This window comes from Candidatus Saganbacteria bacterium, assembly GCA_026387835.1.
In the GTDB taxonomy this organism is placed as follows: Bacteria; Margulisbacteria; WOR-1; order JAKLHX01; family JAKLHX01; genus JAPLKZ01.
Window position 1 is genome coordinate 20628 of the sequence record JAPLKZ010000013.1, and the last position, 16447, is coordinate 37074.

The following is a 16447-nucleotide window of genomic DNA, read 5'->3' on the forward strand; positions in this document are numbered from 1 at the left end:
ATATTACACTAAACTTTTACGAAATTTTAATACGCTGACCGTCAGGATCGATATGCCGATCAGCAGCAGCGGCCAGATCTCAGGCCACAGATATGTGATCCCTGTTCCTTTAAGGAAAAGCTCCCTGACGATCGAAAGGAAATATCGCAACGGTACGAAATATGTGACGAACTGGATGAACAGAGGCATATTTTCGATCGGGAAAACAAAGCCGGATAAAAGAAGCTGGGGCGCGGTCACCAGCAGGTTGAGCATGCCCGCCTGCCTCTCATTAACGGCGAATGTAGAGATCAAAACTCCGGTCCCGAGCCCGGCCAGAAGATAGACCGCTCCTGTTACGAACAGAAGGAAAACGCTGCCGCGCATCGGCACTCCGAACCAGAGCGTGGAGATCAAAAAAACTATGGACATATCAAACATTGCAACACCGGCGAACGGGATCAATTTCCCCATGATGAGTTCCATCGGTTTAAGCGGGGTGACGGAAAGCATCTCTATCGTTCCGCGGGTCTTTTCTTTGACGATCGAGGAAACGGTCAGGATCATGCTTATCAGCATCAACAACTGCGCAAAGATCCCAGGAACATAGAAATAACGGCTTTCAATATCCCCGTTGTACCAGATCCTGGTACGCATATCGAACAGCGGGCTGGCGTACTTTGCCAGACCGTGCCGGAACAAACGTTCTTTAAAAATATCGGCCGAGGCCATGCTCCCGACCGCGCCGACATATGACTGTGTGATCATGGCGATCGAAGCATTGCTCCCGTCCATATCCACCTGAACATCCGCGGTCTGTTCATGGGCGATCTTTTGCCCGAATTTATGGGGAATGTATATCACCAGTTTTGCCCGGCCGTTGTCAAGGTAGCGAGAAATTTGTCCCCTGTTCTGCAGGCAGTAATTGAAATCAAAATACTCGGTCGCGTTGAACCGTCTTAAGAACTCGCGGCTTTCATATGTCTTGTCATCGTCCAGCACAGCTGTTGAAAGATGCTTGATGTCCATTGACGCCACATATCCCAAAAGAAAAAGCTGGACTATCGGCATGACGATAGCTATGAACAGCATCCTTTTGTCCCGCATCAGCTGCAGGACCTCTTTTTTCATAAAATGGAACAAACGGCTGTCAAACATCAGTCTAACCTCTTTTTAAATTTTGCAATACTGACCGCGATAAAGAACAGGCTTAAAATGGTCATCCCGACGAAATCCTGCCAGAAACAGGAAAGTCCGACGCCTTTAAGATAGATCGCCCGCAAAATATCAATAAGATACCGCGCCGGGACAAAGAGCGACAGCGCCTGCAGTGCCACAGGCATGTTCTCGATCGGGAATGTAAAACCGGACAGGAGCATCGCGGGGAGCAGTGTTGTGACCGCCGCCATCTGCATCGCCGCCTGGCTGGATGTGGCGGTGGTAGAGATAAAAAGGCCAAGGGCCATCGTTCCGACCATAAACATCACATAAGGAAGAATTTTACCCAGCATCAGTTCATACTTCCTGATGGGGCTGACGATGATGCTTTCTATGGTGCCCTGTTCTTTTTCCGAGATGATCGTCAGTGAAGTCAAAACAGCCGAGACCTGCATCAGGATGACGGCGATCAGGCCCGGTATATAAAAATCCATGGAACGCAAATCCTCGTTATACCAGATGCGCGGTATCAATTTGATGGGTGAGGTCACCGGCCTTACAAGGCCGAGTTGATTGACTTTTATCTGGATAAGGTCCTGATTGAACCCGGCAGATATAGTTTGCACATAACCGACAGCGGACTGGGCCCATGTCGAGTCAGAGCCGTCTATCAAAGCCTGGACAGTCGCTTTTTTGCCTCCCCTGATCGCCTGCCCGAACTTGTGCGGGATGCTGAGCACTACCTTGGCCTTGCCTTTATCAAGGATGACAGGGATCTCTTTGTCGGAATAAATGAAAGACTGGAGCTTGAAATACTTGTTCTTGACGAAGCGGTCGATAAAATTGCGGCTTTCGACCGTTTTGTCCTTGTCAAGGACCGCAGTCGGGATATGGTTGACGTCCAGCGTCGCGGCAAAACCATAAAGGACCAGCATGAAGACCGGCATGATGAGCATGACGGTGAGCGAGATCGGATCGCGGAATATGGTGATGAACTCTTTCTTGATCACCGAATACAGCCGTTTAGGATTGATAGCGCTTGATTTCATTTTTTTCCTTTTGCGAGTTCGGCCTGCTGTTTTTCCACAAGAAAAACGAACACATCTTCAAGTGACGGCAGTATTTTTTCTATTCTTTTGACCTGCAGGCTCTCTTTTGCCAGTGTATCCCGGATATCTTTTTCATATTTTGCGTCCTCGACAAGCACGTGAAGAAAAACCCCGTAAAGCGACACATCTTTACTGAAAGGCTGCACTCTTAATGCTTCCAGCCCTTTCATCACATGATCAACTTCGATCTCAAAGAGCGTGTTGGTCATCAGTTTGGACTTGAGGTTGGCCGGCGAATCGCAGGCTATCATCTGTCCCGCGCTGATCAGGGAGATTCTGTTGCACATCTCTGCCTCATCCATATAATGAGTGGTGACAAGGATCGTGACCCCGCTTGAAGCCAGCTCTCCGATCACTTTCCAGAATTTCTTGCGGGATATCGGATCGACCCCGCCAGTCGGCTCGTCCAAAAATAAGATCTTCGGCTCGTGTATGATGGAGCAGCCGAGCGCCAGGTGCTGCTTGACCGATAGTGAAAGAGTCCCGGTGATGATATCCCTGCACTCTGTGAGCTCCGCCTGCTGCAGTATTTTTTCCATCTGCTGCGCCCTGGTAGCTTTGCTGGTCTGGTACATCCCGGCGTAAAAATCAATGTTCTCTCCGATAGTAAGGTCATCATAAAGGGAGAACTTCTGGCACATGTAGCCAATATGCTGTTTTACTTTTTGAGATTCTTTTCCCAAAAGATATCCTCCGACCTTGCCGATGCCGGAAGTCGGCTCAAGCAGGCCGCACAGCATCCTGATCGTGGTGGTTTTACCGGCCCCGTTAGGTCCGAGAAAACCGAATATCTCGCCCCGCTTTACCGAAAAGTTTATATTATTCACTGCGGTAAAGCTTCCGAATTTCTTTACCAGGCCCTTGACCTCGATAGTTATATCTTCGCTCATTTTGCCGTTTCAATCGCCTTTATAAAGGCTTCCTCAAGACTTTTTGTTCCGTATAGATGTTTAATATTGTCCGGCGTATCGCAGTTGAGAAGATGTCCTTCCCGTATCAGCGCGATGCGGGTACATCTCTCGGCTTCGTCCATATAAGGGGTGGTGACTACGATCGTCACATCTGTCAGCCCGTAAAGGATCCGCCAGAACTCTCTTCGGGATATCGGATCTACCCCGAGCGTCGGCTCGTCAAGCATGATGATCTCGGGTTTGTGTATAAGGTTGGTGGCAAGGGCGAGTTTTTTTTGCATACCTCCGGAAAGGTTCTTTCCTCTTCTGTCAGCGAATTTAGACATGCCCGTGAACTCCAGCAGTTCCTTCTTTTTCGGGCCGATCTCGCTTTTGGAAAGTCCATAGATCTCCGCGAAAAAATTGATGTTCTCATCAACGGTCAGATCTCCATAAAGAGCAAAACGCTGGGGCATATAGCCGATCCGGTCGCGGATTTCCTCTTCCTGATTTTTGGTGTCAAACCCGAGGACAAACGCTTCTCCTGAAGTCGGGGTCATAGCTGTGGAGATAAGACGCATGGTCGTACTTTTTCCGGCACCGTCAGGGCCGACAAGGCCAAAGATCTCACCGGGACGGACCTGAAGGTCTAAGCTATTTACCGCCGTGTTATTGCCGAACTTTTTGGTGAGTTTTTTTGTCTCTATTGCGAATTGCATAAGAACTCGCCGTCTGCCGGCATTCCGGGTTTTAAGATATGGTCCGGATTTGGGACGATGACTTTGATCTTATAGACATATGTTGTTCTTTCTTCCTGTGTCTGGATCGGCTTTGGGGTGAACTCTTCTTTGTCGGATATATAGGAGACCCATCCCATAAAAGGTTTTTTTGGCTGTGAATCGATCGTTACCTTGACCTTATCACCCAATTTCAGCTTTCCGACAACCTTGTCCCCGACATATAAATACAGTTTGACCTGGTCAAGGTTTGCCATTGTCGCGATAGGCGACCCCGGCACAACAAGTTCTCCCATTTCAATCGCCTTTGAAAGTATTGAACCTTTGATAGGAGATGTGATCGTTGTATAGCCCAGCTGATTTTCGGCAAGAGTCAGAGCTGCTGCCATAGCTTCATAGTTATGCTGGGCCGTGTCAAGCTGGTCAGCGCTGATAGAGCGGGTCGCATACGCTTCTTTGTTGCGCTGCAGCTCTTTCTTGGCCAATTCGCATTTCGCCTTGGCGCTGTCAAGCTGGGCCTGATAATCCTGTCTTTCAACCTGACACAAAACTTCGTTTGTGACGACATCCGATCCCTCATCGATATTCAACTGGATGATACGGCCTGTAACCTTGCTACTGACCACGATCTCGGTCACCTCTATGGTCCCGCTCCCGTAGATCCCCTTGTTTAAAGAACGGAGCGCAAAGAAAGTCCCGTATCCGGCTACCATAATAACAACGAACACGATCCCGATGATGATCAAACGCTTATTCATTTCTTTCCCTCCTTATTGAACTTAATTGCTTAAGATTTTCATATTATAACAATATATTTTAGGTTTGCAAACAACTTACGGAAATGAAGGAATATATTATAAGCCAGTGTTTACTAGCTAGGTCAAATAATAATACAAAAATGTAGAATGCCGGGTTGATTATACCAAAATTGTATCGTATAATAATTATATGACCGAACTAAAAGGTGTGCTTTTACAAAGGAAAGTCCATGAACTTACAGCGTTGTATGAGATCAGCCAGGCGCTCGGGCTTACCCTTGACATGGAAAGATCCATGTATTCGATAATGGAGGTCCTGGATAAACATCTGGGCATGACGAGGGGAACGGTCACTCTCCTGCATTTGCATACGGGAGAGCTTTTTATCGAAGTCGCTCACGGTCTTACGGAATCGGAAAAGAAAAGAGGTATTTATAAGATCGGTGAAGGTATCACGGGAAAAGTAGTTGAGACCGGTGTGCCGGCAATCATCCCGAAAATAGGGGAAGAGCCGTTATTTTTGAATAAGACCAAAGCAAGAAAAAAAGATGTCGTTAAAAAGGACATCTCGTTCATCTGTGTCCCGATAAAGATCGGCAAGAACGTGATAGGAGCTTTTTCGGTCGACAAGATATTCAGCCCTGATATGCCGCTTGAAGAGGATGTCAGGTTTTTGACAATAGTCGCTTCGATGATCGCACAGTCGGTAAAGATACACCAGTTGATCCAGTCAGAAAAGGATAAATTGCTGGAGGAGAATATAAACCTGCGCGAGGAGTTGAAGCAGAAATACAGCTTCAAGAACATAATCGGCAACAGCAGCAGGATGAGCGAGGTCTTCATGATGATAGGCCGTGTGGCAAAGAGCGACGCGACGGTCCTTATTAGAGGGGAATCCGGGACAGGTAAAGAGCTGGTCGCGCACGCCATACATTATAATAGTCTCCGTGCGAAAAGGCCCTTCATAAAGGTCAACTGCGCGGCGCTTCCCGAGAACCTGATAGAGGCAGAGCTTTTTGGATACGAAAGAGGAGCTTTTACAGGGGCGTTCGAAAGAAAGGCCGGAAGGTTCGAGCTGGCAGAGGGCGGGACGATCTTCCTTGATGAGATAGGAGACCTCAGCCAGTCGACGCAGGTAAAACTTCTCCGGGTGATACAGGAAAGAGAGTTCGAACGTCTTGGCGGCACTGAAACGATAAAATGTAATGTCAGACTGATAACCGCGACCAACCAGAACCTGGAAAAACTGATAAGCGAACACAATTTCAGAGAAGACCTTTATTACAGATTGAACGTATTTCCGATATATATCCCTCCTTTGCGTGAAAGAAAGGACGATATCCTGCTTCTTTCGGAATATTTCCTGGAAAAATATGCCAAGGAGAACAAGAAGAACATAAAAAGAATATCAACCCCGGCAATAGATGCGCTAATGAGTTATCACTGGCCCGGCAACGTTAGGGAACTTGAGAACTGTATCGAAAGAGCGGTACTTATGTGCGAGGGAGAGGTGATATATGCGCATCACCTGCCCCCGACGCTCCAGACGGCTACCGATACAAAGACAGAGATAAAGCAGTCGCTCGAAATTCTTGTTTCCGGCTTTGAAAAAGATATTATCGTGGATGCTTTAAAAACCATGCGCGGGAACATATCAAGATCAGCAAAGCTGCTTCAGACCACCGAAAGAATATTCGGCTATAAACTTAGCCAGTATGATATCGATTACAAAAAATACCGCGCCTAATACCTCCAAAACTACAATAACGTAAAATATTCTGTAGGCATTCTACAAAATTGTTATCAGTTGCCGCGCTTTCCCTCTAATGTTCTCTTGATCTTCCCTCGGCAGGCAAATTGCTCATCTTTCTGTCAAACAGGCCGGAAAGGAGACGGAATCATGAGAAAAGAATATCTGATAAAGACCCTGCTGCTTTTGTTGCTATTAAGTGCAGCGTCCGAGGCGACCCCATCCACACAGATATGGAATCCGTCAACGGATATCCAGGCAAAAGGGGCCTGGCATTTTGGAATAGATAATTATTTCACGGTGCAGGGCCCTGCCGACGGAGGATACGCTTTTCCGACTGATGCCGGACTGGAATACGGCCTTACACCAAATATTGAATTAGGGCTCGATATTTTTGAGCCCCAGGCTAGTCCGTTGGCTTTCAACGCGAAGTTCGGGCTTCCGGAAAACGAAAGTATTCCGGCTTTTGCTGTGGGAGGATACGGTTTCGGGACTTCGGCAGGAGTGACGGACCAAAATGTTTTATACGGAGTGGTCGCCAAGACTTTCCCCGCGATAGGGCGTCTGACAGCCGGATATTTCTCTGGAAATTACAAAGTTCTTGTCGATCCCTCGGGGAATCCAGATAACAGCGGGATCATTCTTACCTGGGACAAGTATTTGACGGACAAGATCTGGGCATGCGTTGATTATGCGGGCACAAAATCAACCCTTGGCGCGCTGTTTTACGGATTTTCTTACGCGTTCTCACCGAATACTTCAATTATATTCGGATACGGTACATATAATAATGGGGCAAAGCCTGTCGTGACAACTCAGCTTGACATAAATATTTAGAAAGGAGAAATAAGATGATAAATTCAGGAGATACGGCCTGGGTCTTGATCTCGACGGCATTAGTCATATTGATGACCCCCGCGCTTGCATTTTTTTACGGGGGAATGGTGAGAAAAAAAAATATCCTGTCGACGATCATGCTTTCAGTGACGATCCTCGCACTTATATCGGTCCAGTGGGTATTATACGGGTATACTTTATCATTCGGTCCCGACAAGCATGGTCTGATAGGCGGTCTTAATTGGCTCGGACTGTCAGGGGTGGGCCAGCAGCCGTTTGCGGGTTATGCTCCTACAATACCGCATCTTGCTTTTATGGCGTTCCAGATGGCGTTCGCGATAATCACGCCGGCTTTAATAACCGGTGCTTTTGTTGAAAGGGTCAATTTTACGGGATTCCTTGTCTTCATCCTTATGTGGTCCACTTTTATATATGCGCCGGTCGCTCACTGGGTCTGGGGAATAGGGGGTTGGCTGAGAAATCTCGGCGCCCTGGATTTTGCGGGCGGAACGGTCGTTCATATCACTGCCGGGGTCTCGGCTTTGGCCATGGCCCTGGTCATAGGGAAAAGAAAAGGGTATAAAAAATTCCCGATGGAACCATCGAACATCCCTTTTACGATTCTCGGAGCATTTCTTTTGTGGTTCGGTTGGTTTGGCTTTAACGGGGGATCGGCGCTTTCGTCAGGCGGACTGGCAACATCCGCTTTTGTAGTCACTAACACTGCAGCAGCAGCGGCAGCCCTGACATGGATGATAGTGAGCTGGGTGCATAAAAGACCCAGTGCTCTTGGCCTTGCTACCGGAGCGGTTGTCGGGCTTGTCGCAATAACTCCGGCATCCGGGTATGTCAGTCCGTTATCATCAATAATAATCGGATCAGCAGCTGCAATTATCTCATATTATGCCATCCTGATAAGGATGAAAAGCAATCTTGACGATTCTCTTGACGTTTTTGCCTGTCACGGGATGGGAGGGATCACCGGAGCGCTTATGACGGGCTTGTTCGCGGAAAAGGTCATAAACCCGGCAGGAGCGAACGGTCTATTCTTTGGGAACCCCCATCAGTTCTACATACAGTTATTTACTGTCGTAGTTGTTGCTGTTTTCGCCTTTACAGTAAGTTTTATCCTTGCAAAGGTGGTTGATGCGGTTTTCTCGCTTAGGGCAACTGACAGCGAGGAAGATGTCGGGCTTGATATAAGTCAACATGGGGAAAGCGCATATTCTATCTAAAAAATGAGTATTTGCTGATTAAGGTGAAGATACAAAAATGTAGTATATATATAAATAAAGATACATTTATGTATTACAAATAATAAATAAAACCGAAGGGCATTAAAAATATTTGGCCTGAAATAGGCAAAAAGAATAAAAAGATAGATTTGGCGGTGAAATTGCTCAATATTGAATAGATAGACAGGAGATTTTTAAGGATATTAACATGATAAACAACGCAGATACGGCATGGGTCTTGATCTCGACAGCGTTGGTGATACTTATGACGCCGGCATTGGCATTATTTTATGGTGGAATGGTAAGAAAGAAAAATATTCTTTCGACTTTAATGTTATCAATCGCAATACTTGCGATGATATCGGTCACATGGGTTCTGTTCGGTTATTCTTTGGCATTCGGGCCTGATAAGCACGGAATAATCGGTGGGTTGGAGTGGGTAGGCCTAAGGGGGATCGGGGCAGCCCCCAATGCATCATATGCGGCAACTGTCCCTCATCTGGCTTTTATGGTATTTCAGATGGCATTTGCGATAATCACGCCGGCACTGATCACGGGGGCTTTCGTCGAAAGGATAAATTTTCCCGGATTCCTGCTGTATGCATTTTTGTGGTCAACATTTATCTATTGTCCGGTAACTCACTGGATCTGGGGGGCGGGCGGATGGCTGAAGAACATGGGAGTTCTTGATTTTGCCGGAGGTGCGGTCGTGCATATAACAGCAGGAATTTCGGCTCTGGCGGTAGCGTTAGTCGTTGGGAAAAGGATGGGATATAAAAAATATCCCATGGAACCATCTAGCATACCATTGACGGTAATAGGTGCTTTTCTTTTATGGTTCGGCTGGTTCGGCTTCAACGCAGGTTCGGCGCTTTCATCGGGCTGGATCGCCACATCAGCTTTTGTCGCTACAAATACATCCGGGGCTGCCGCAGCCTTTACCTGGATGATAATAAGTTGGATACATAAACGTCCAAGTGTTCTTGGAATTTGCACAGGAGCTATAGTAGGGCTGGCTGCAATAACACCGGCAGCGGGATTTGTAAGCCCGCTTTCGGCGATCGCTATAGGCTCGGTGGCAGCGATTATTTCGTATTATGCGATCATCATAAGGATGAAAACGAATCTGGACGATTCTCTCGATGTCTTTGCCTGCCACGGGATGGGAGGCATAACAGGGATGTTAGCTACAGGACTTTTAGCGGAAAAAGCAATAAACCCTAACGGAGCGAACGGTTTATTTTTCGGGAATCCCGGACAATTCTATATCCAGCTGCTGGCAGTCGCGGTTATCGCAGTATTCTCGTTCACAGTAAGTTTTACGCTCGCAAAGATCGTTGACGCGATGTTCTCCCTCAGGGCCACGGAGGATGAGGAAGAGATCGGCCTCGATCTTAGCCAGCACGGTGAAAGTGCTTATTCGATCTAAAAAAATAGGAGGTGTTTAAGATGGGATTTAAAAAAATTGAGGCGATAATAAGGCCTGAAAAACTCGAAGATGTCAGGGTGGCACTTGAGGCTGCGGGGTTCATTGGCATGACAGTTACCGAAGTTAAAGGAAGAGGCAGTCAAAAGGGAGTCGTCCTCGAATGGAGGGCGGGAGAGTACAGGGTCGAGTTCCTCTCAAAATTGAAGATAGAGATCGTAGTGGACGAATTTGACTCGGAAAGGGCGGTAAAAGCGATAGAAGAAGCGGCCAGGACGGGGAAAACAGGGGATGGCAAGATATTTTCATACGCGGTAGATAACATAGTCCGGGTCAGGACCGGGGAAAGGGGGAACAAAGCTCTGTAAAGATAAATATCCCGCGCCCTTACAAATAAATAATAGGAGGAGAATTGAAATGACGAGCAAAGAAGAGATATTAAAACAGGTTAAAGATAACAATATTGAATTTATTAGATTATGGTTCACTGATATCAACGGTATCCTTAAAAGTTTCGCGATCGGACCAGATGAACTCGAGGGTGCGCTGACGCAGGGAATGGGCTTTGATGGATCGTCAATAACAGGGTTCCAGGACATCGAGGAATCAGACATGATAGCGATGCCGGACACGGAGACATTCGCTATTCTTCCATGGAGACCGCAGGAAACCCCGGTTGCAAGGATGATCTGTGATATCTTCCAGCCTGCAGCCGGCAAGCACAAACCTTACGAAGGTGATCCGCGGTTTATTTTAAAAAGGGCATTGGAGAAGATGAATAAAATGGGTTTCGATCATTTTTATGTGGGACCCGAGCTCGAATATTTTTATTTCAAAAACTCCGAAGGTACCGAGATCCTGGACCAGGGCGGATATTTTGATCTTACTCCGCTTGATATGGCATCTGACCTGAGGCGTGATACCATCAAAGCGCTGAGAAGGCTTGGCGTGGTAATAGAATATTCCCACCATGAGGTCGCTCCTTCACAGCATGAGATAGATATGAGATATGCCGACGCGCTGAAGATGGCGGACAATACGGTCACATACAAGCTGACCGTAAAAGAGATCGCATCAATGCATGGAGTATACGCTACTTTCATGCCGAAACCGATCTTCGGGCAGAACGGGAGCGGCATGCATGTCCACCAGTCGCTGTTCAAGGGAAAATCAAATGCCTTTTATGATGCAAATGACAAGTACAATCTGTCAGATATAGCAAAATCATATATCGCCGGCATCTTGAAACACGCGCCTGAAATGATATCGATACTTGCTCCGGGGGTGAATTCATATAAAAGACTGGTGCCAGGGTTTGAAGCTCCTGTGTATATCGCCTGGTCAAGGCGCAACAGGTCGGCTCTTGTCAGGGTTCCCATGTACCAGCCGGGCAAAGAAGTGGCGACCAGGATGGAATTGAGATGTCCTGATCCATCGGGAAACCCATACCTTCAATTCGCGGTCATGTTACAGGCCGGCTTAAAAGGGATCCAAGAAGGTTATAAACTTCCTGAGCCGATGGAACTTAACCTGTATCATCTGAGCGATGAAGAAAGGGCGGAGCGCGGAATAAAATCTCTTCCTGCAAGCCTCGGCGAAGCCATCGCAATAACGGAAAAGAGCGAGCTTGTCAAAGAAGCTCTTGGCAAACACACATTTGAAAGATTCATAACTGTAAAAAAACAGGAATGGGATGATTTCAGGATCCAGGTCACGGAGTATGAAATAAAGAGGTATTTGCCGATATTATAAGTTAAAATAAGGCGGGGCGGCTGTCGTCCCGCCTATTTATTCAGTATCGATGCGTGAAAAATAGGCAAAAGAACATGAAAATCGACGAAATAAAAAAAGACCTTAATGAGATGTTCTTTATCGAATACAGGGGAAAAATATACAAAACTCTTGTGGAAGCGCTGGAAAAACAGATGTTTGAAGCGACGCTCGATTATACGAACGGGAACAAGCTCAAATCCGCGAGAGTTTTAGGGATAAACAGAAATACGCTTTCTGCAAAGCTGAAAAAGTTAGGGCTGTGGAGGATTTGAATGCCATACCCCATTAAACAAGCGGGACTTTATGACAGCTCTTTTGAGCATGACAGCTGCGGTGTCGGGTTTGTCTGCAATATCAAAGGGATAAAATCACACGAGATGATCGAAAAGGGCATCGAAGTCCTTGAAAGATTGAGCCACAGGGGCGCGGTAGGCGCGGACCCAAAGACAGGGGACGGTGCCGGCATACTGATCCAGCTGCCTTACGAATATTTCAAGGATGAGTTTGAAAAAGAGGGCAAAAAGATCCCGTCACACGAGAAGTTCGCTGCCGGGATAATATTTTTACCGGCCGGCAGTAACGACAGGTTATTCTGCGAAGAAAATATCGAGAGGCTTCTAAAAGAACAATCTCTGGATTTTTTGGGTTTTAAAGAAGTTCCTGTTGATGATTCAGCAATAGGCCGTACCGCAAAAAAAACACAACCGGTCATAAAATATCTGTTTACCGGTGCCGGAAGGGGCACTGCAAGCAGGCAGCATTTCGAGGTAAAACTCTATATTGCAAGAAAAAAGATAGAGAATTTCATAAGGAACAGCGGGATCACACAAAAAGATTCTTTCTACATAGTCAGCCTTTCCTCGAAGACCATCTGCTACAAAGGACTCCTGATGCCTAAGCAGATAAAGGATTTCTTTCCGGAATTAAAAGACAAGAGGATAAAATCCTGCCTGGCGCTGGTCCATTCAAGATACAGCACAAATACGTTCCCGACCTGGGACCTTGCGCAGCCGTTCAGGTTCCTTGCTCATAACGGCGAGATAAATACTCTGCGCGGGAATATAAACTGGATGAACACCAGGGAAAAGTTGTTCGAAAGCAGGGTATTCGGAGATGATATTAAAGAAATACTGCCGGCGGTCGTCCCTGGCGGCAGCGATTCGGCGTCTTTTGACAATGTGTTTGAGCTTTTGGTCGTTGCGGGGAGGTCTCTTCCTCACGTGATGATGATGCTAATCCCGGCGGTCTGGCAAAAGAACGAACTTATAAAAAAAGAACACAGGGACTTTTATAAATACCATTCCTGCATGATGGAGCCGTGGGACGGGCCGGCCGCGATCTGTTTTACGGACGGGGAAATAATCGGAGGAATACTGGACCGTAACGGTCTCAGGCCCTGCAGGTATGTGATAACAAAAGATGACTTTGTTGTGATGGCTTCGGAAGTCGGAGTGCTTGATATTCCGGCTGATAGAGTTGTGGAAAAAGGAAAGCTTTCTCCCGGGAAAATGTTCCTTGTGGACACGGTCGCGGGAAAGATAATCGATGACAAAAAAATAAAGGATGAAATATCGTCAAGAAAGCCTTACGGTAAATGGCTTGAAGAAAACCTGGTGCATTTGGATCAAATAAAAACTCCTTCAGATAACGGCAAAGAAAAAGCAACCGACCTGTTTAAACTCCAAAAAGCGGCAGGCTATACAAGGGAAGATCTTAAGTTCATTCTTAAGCCGATGATAGAAAAAGGTCAGGAGCCCATCGGCTCCATGGGGAATGACATCCCGTATGCGGTGCTTTCGGAAAGACCGCAGATGCTGTTCTCTTATTTCAAGCAGTTGTTCGCCCAGGTGACGAACCCCGCGATAGATCCGATCCGGGAAGAACTGGTCATGTCCCTTGAAAGTGCAATCGGACCGCAGCAGAACCTCCTTTCAGAGGGGCATCTTCATTGCAGAAAGTTGAACGTGATAAACCCGATCCTGACCGATGAAGAGCTTAGAAAGATAAAAAGTATCGATGTGAACGGCCTGAAGTCAAAGACAATATCTTTGCTCTTTGATCCGGAAATAGCCGGCTCGTTCAAATCGGCGATAGACCGCGTCTGCAACGAAGCGTTGCAGGTAATAGACGAAGGCTATTCTTTGCTGATATTGAGCGATAAAGGGGTCAATAAAAAGAAAGCGGCAATACCTTCTCTTCTTGCGATGGGTGCGGTGCAACACCATCTTATAAGGCAGGGAGCAAGATCAAAAGCTGCCATCATTATCGAAAGCATGGAGCCGAGGGAAGTGATGCATTTTGCTCTTCTGTTCGGCTTTGGCGCTGACTGTGTTAACCCATATCTGGCGTATGAGGTCGTCGATCAGATCGTAAACGAGGAAAAACTCGATGTCACGCTTGAGAACGCAAAAAAGAACTTCATAAAAGCGATCGAAAAAGGAATATTGAAAGTCCTTTCAAAGATGGGGATATCTTTGCTTGACAGTTACCGCGGGGCCCAGATATTTGAAGCGGTCGGTCTGGGCAGCGAGGTGATCTACAGATATTTTTTCGGTACCGTATCAAGGATAGGCGGCATAAACACGGATATTATCGAAAAAGAAACAGTCATGCGGCACAATTCTGCTTTTGGACAGGAAACGGAGATGCAGATCCTTCCCTCGGGCGGCATCTACCAGTGGCGGCAGGACGGGGAATTCCATTTGTTGAGTCCCGCGGCAATATGCAGCTTCCAGCAGGCTGTAAGGAATAATGATCCTGTAAAATACCGGGAGTTTGCCGATCTGGTAAACGACCAGAAAGGTCATCTTTGCACTTTAAGAAGCGCCCTGAAATTCAAAGAACAGGCTGCTGTAGCGATCAACGAAGTAGAGAGTGCGAGCGAGATCGTAAAAAGGTTTGTGACAGGCGCGATGAGCTATGGTTCCGTCAGCAAGGAAGTTCACGAAACGATAGCCATCGTGATGAACCGTCTCGGAGCAAGATCCAACAGCGGTGAGGGTGGAGAGGACCCCGCAAGATTCAAACCGCTTGCCAACGGTGACAGCAAAAGGAGCGCGATAAAACAGGTCGCTTCGGGCAGGTTCGGGGTTACGAGCAATTATCTTGTGAACGCGGATGAACTTCAGATCAAAATAGCACAGGGAGCAAAACCCGGGGAGGGAGGCCAGCTTCCCGGACATAAAGTCAATGCCGTTATCGCCAGGATACGGTATTCGGTCCCGGGGGTCACACTGATATCACCGCCTCCGCACCACGACATCTATTCAATAGAAGATCTGGCGCAGTTGATATTTGATCTTAAGAACGCAAATCCGGAGGCGAGGGTGAGCGTAAAACTTGTTTCAGAGACAGGAGTAGGGACGATCGCTGCCGGTGTCGCAAAAGGACATGCCGATATGATACTCATCTCCGGCGGTGACGGCGGCACGGGTGCGTCACCTCTAAGTTCCATAAAGCATGCCGGGCTGCCGTGGGAACTCGGGCTGGCAGAAACGCATCAGACGCTGGTGCTTAACAATCTCAGGAGCAGAGTAAAGCTGCAGACTGACGGCCAACTGCGCACGGGGCGCGATATTGTAATGGCTGCGATACTCGGAGCTGACGAGTTTGGTTTTGCTACACCTGCCCTTATGACGATGGGATGCGTGATGCTTAGGCATTGTCATCTTAACAATTGTTCGGTAGGTATAGCGACCCAGGATGAGGCCCTCAGAAAAAGGTTTGCGGGCAAACCGGAATATCTGGAGAACTATCTTAAGTTCGTTGCGGAAGAAGCAAGGGCGATAATGGCGCAGCTTGGGGTCAGAAAGATCGACGAGCTTGTCGGAAGGACGGACCTCCTGGAGATCGACGAAAATCTGCTTAACTGGAAAAGCAAAAATATCGACTATTCAAAGATCCTGTTCAAGCCGGACATGCAGATAAACGGGCCAAGGTTGCAGGACCACGGACTAAAAAATGTCATTGATAAAATACTCATAGAAAAATGCGATACGGCGATAGAAAAAAGGCAAAATATTACTTTAGAAATGACGCTAAAAAATCACAACAGGACGGTGGGTACGATGCTCAGCTCCAGGATCTCAAAAAAATGGGGGGAAGAAGGTCTCCCCGATGACACTATAAGACTTAAATTCAAGGGGAGTTCAGGACAGAGCTTTGGGGCTTTTCTCGCAAAGGGGGTCACGTTGGAGCTTGAGGGTGAATGCAATGATTATGTCGGCAAAGGACTTTCGGGCGGGAAGATCATCGTTTATCCTGACAGATCATCCAGGTTCGATGCCAAAGAAAATATCGTGATCGGCAACACGGCTTTTTACGGAGCCACGGGAGGAGATGCTTACATAAGAGGCATTGCTGGAGAAAGATTCTGTGTAAGGAATTCCGGTATTTATGCGGTAGTCGAAGGGATCGGGGACCACGGCTGTGAGTACATGACGGGCGGCCGCGTGGCGATACTCGGAAAGACGGGAAGGAATTTTGCCGCCGGGATGTCCGGCGGAATAGCTTATGTATATGATATCGACGGAAAATTCGCTCAAAGGTGCAATACAGCGATGGTAGAGCTCAGTATGCCGTCCGTCAGAGATGAATCGATCTTAATGTATCTTCTGGAAAACCATTACAAATATACCAGAAGTGATGTCGCGAAAAAGATCCTCGATAATTTTTCCGAGGAAATAAAAAGGATCATACGCGTCATACCGAAAGAATACAAATCCATACTTATAGCTGACGGCACTTATAAATATGAAGAAACACCGCCGGATCCGGAAGGGTAGGAGAAGATAAA

The 16447-nt window shown here is 47.2% G+C and carries 13 protein-coding genes; 8 read left to right on the plus strand and 5 right to left on the minus strand.

Features of this window, described 5'->3' with window-relative positions:
* Positions 1 to 3: 3 nt before the first annotated feature.
* Genes NTZ10_06760 through NTZ10_06780 form a run of 5 tightly spaced genes read right to left on the minus strand, consistent with a single transcriptional unit; the run spans position 4 to position 4631 of the window.
* Positions 4 to 1137 (minus strand): ABC transporter permease, encoded by a 1134-nt coding sequence (locus NTZ10_06760; protein ID MCX5749922.1) that lies wholly within the window; start codon positions 1135 to 1137, stop codon positions 4 to 6.
* Positions 1137 to 2186, minus strand: a complete 1050-nt coding sequence (locus tag NTZ10_06765) for an ABC transporter permease (protein ID MCX5749923.1) — start codon at positions 2184 to 2186, stop codon at positions 1137 to 1139. Before NTZ10_06765 ends, NTZ10_06760 begins: the two co-directional genes overlap by 1 nt.
* Positions 2183 to 3136, minus strand: a complete 954-nt coding sequence (locus tag NTZ10_06770) for an ABC transporter ATP-binding protein (GenBank protein MCX5749924.1) — start codon at positions 3134 to 3136, stop codon at positions 2183 to 2185. Before NTZ10_06770 ends, NTZ10_06765 begins: the two co-directional genes overlap by 4 nt.
* Positions 3133 to 3855, minus strand: a complete 723-nt coding sequence (locus NTZ10_06775) for an ABC transporter ATP-binding protein (protein ID MCX5749925.1) — start codon at positions 3853 to 3855, stop codon at positions 3133 to 3135. Before NTZ10_06775 ends, NTZ10_06770 begins: the two co-directional genes overlap by 4 nt.
* Positions 3840 to 4631 (minus strand): efflux RND transporter periplasmic adaptor subunit, encoded by a 792-nt coding sequence (locus NTZ10_06780; protein ID MCX5749926.1) that lies wholly within the window; start codon positions 4629 to 4631, stop codon positions 3840 to 3842. Before NTZ10_06780 ends, NTZ10_06775 begins: the two co-directional genes overlap by 16 nt.
* A gap of 190 nt (positions 4632 to 4821) precedes the next feature.
* On the opposite strand from NTZ10_06780, the gene NTZ10_06785 reads away from it, so the two are divergent.
* The 8 genes from NTZ10_06785 (at position 4822) to gltB (ending at position 16436) form a co-directional block, all read left to right on the plus strand.
* The gene (locus tag NTZ10_06785; GenBank protein MCX5749927.1) at positions 4822 to 6378 is read left to right on the plus strand and encodes a sigma 54-interacting transcriptional regulator; all 1557 of its coding nucleotides are present in this window, start codon (positions 4822 to 4824) and stop codon (positions 6376 to 6378) included.
* 153 nt (positions 6379 to 6531) lie between these two features.
* Complete coding sequence (locus NTZ10_06790; GenBank protein MCX5749928.1) at positions 6532 to 7218, plus strand: hypothetical protein; 687 nt, start codon at positions 6532 to 6534, stop codon at positions 7216 to 7218.
* Positions 7219 to 7232: 14 nt separating this feature from the next.
* Complete coding sequence (locus NTZ10_06795) at positions 7233 to 8453, plus strand: ammonium transporter (GenBank protein MCX5749929.1); 1221 nt, start codon at positions 7233 to 7235, stop codon at positions 8451 to 8453.
* Positions 8454 to 8661: 208 nt separating this feature from the next.
* Positions 8662 to 9882: an ammonium transporter gene (locus NTZ10_06800; GenBank protein ID MCX5749930.1), complete on the plus strand. Its 1221-nt coding sequence runs from the start codon at positions 8662 to 8664 to the stop codon at positions 9880 to 9882.
* Between the two features lie 20 nt (positions 9883 to 9902).
* Positions 9903 to 10247: a P-II family nitrogen regulator gene (locus tag NTZ10_06805; protein MCX5749931.1), complete on the plus strand. Its 345-nt coding sequence runs from the start codon at positions 9903 to 9905 to the stop codon at positions 10245 to 10247.
* A 49-nt stretch (positions 10248 to 10296) separates the two neighbouring features.
* Positions 10297 to 11631, plus strand: coding sequence for a glutamine synthetase family protein (locus NTZ10_06810; protein ID MCX5749932.1), 1335 nt, complete (start codon positions 10297 to 10299; stop codon positions 11629 to 11631).
* Between the two features lie 74 nt (positions 11632 to 11705).
* Positions 11706 to 11924, plus strand: coding sequence for a hypothetical protein (locus tag NTZ10_06815; GenBank protein ID MCX5749933.1), 219 nt, complete (start codon positions 11706 to 11708; stop codon positions 11922 to 11924).
* Positions 11925 to 16436 (plus strand): glutamate synthase large subunit, encoded by a 4512-nt coding sequence (gene gltB / locus NTZ10_06820; GenBank protein ID MCX5749934.1) that lies wholly within the window; start codon positions 11925 to 11927, stop codon positions 16434 to 16436.
* Positions 16437 to 16447: the final 11 nt, after the last annotated feature.

What these genes read in the sequence shown, in the direction of transcription:
- NTZ10_06775 (MCX5749925.1), bottom strand. Translation starts at nt 3,855, where the DNA reads ATGCAATTCGCAATAGAGACAAAAAAACTCACCAAAAAGTTCGGCAAT.
- NTZ10_06815 (MCX5749933.1), top strand. Translation starts at nt 11,706, where the DNA reads ATGAAAATCGACGAAATAAAAAAAGACCTTAATGAGATGTTCTTTATC.
- gltB (MCX5749934.1), top strand. Translation starts at nt 11,925, where the DNA reads ATGCCATACCCCATTAAACAAGCGGGACTTTATGACAGCTCTTTTGAG.
- NTZ10_06790 (MCX5749928.1), top strand. Translation starts at nt 6,532, where the DNA reads ATGAGAAAAGAATATCTGATAAAGACCCTGCTGCTTTTGTTGCTATTA.
- NTZ10_06795 (MCX5749929.1), top strand. Translation starts at nt 7,233, where the DNA reads ATGATAAATTCAGGAGATACGGCCTGGGTCTTGATCTCGACGGCATTA.
- NTZ10_06785 (MCX5749927.1), top strand. Translation starts at nt 4,822, where the DNA reads ATGACCGAACTAAAAGGTGTGCTTTTACAAAGGAAAGTCCATGAACTT.
- NTZ10_06805 (MCX5749931.1), top strand. Translation starts at nt 9,903, where the DNA reads ATGGGATTTAAAAAAATTGAGGCGATAATAAGGCCTGAAAAACTCGAA.
- NTZ10_06770 (MCX5749924.1), bottom strand. Translation starts at nt 3,136, where the DNA reads ATGAGCGAAGATATAACTATCGAGGTCAAGGGCCTGGTAAAGAAATTC.
- NTZ10_06765 (MCX5749923.1), bottom strand. Translation starts at nt 2,186, where the DNA reads ATGAAATCAAGCGCTATCAATCCTAAACGGCTGTATTCGGTGATCAAG.
- NTZ10_06800 (MCX5749930.1), top strand. Translation starts at nt 8,662, where the DNA reads ATGATAAACAACGCAGATACGGCATGGGTCTTGATCTCGACAGCGTTG.
- NTZ10_06760 (MCX5749922.1), bottom strand. Translation starts at nt 1,137, where the DNA reads ATGTTTGACAGCCGTTTGTTCCATTTTATGAAAAAAGAGGTCCTGCAG.
- NTZ10_06810 (MCX5749932.1), top strand. Translation starts at nt 10,297, where the DNA reads ATGACGAGCAAAGAAGAGATATTAAAACAGGTTAAAGATAACAATATT.
- NTZ10_06780 (MCX5749926.1), bottom strand. Translation starts at nt 4,631, where the DNA reads ATGAATAAGCGTTTGATCATCATCGGGATCGTGTTCGTTGTTATTATG.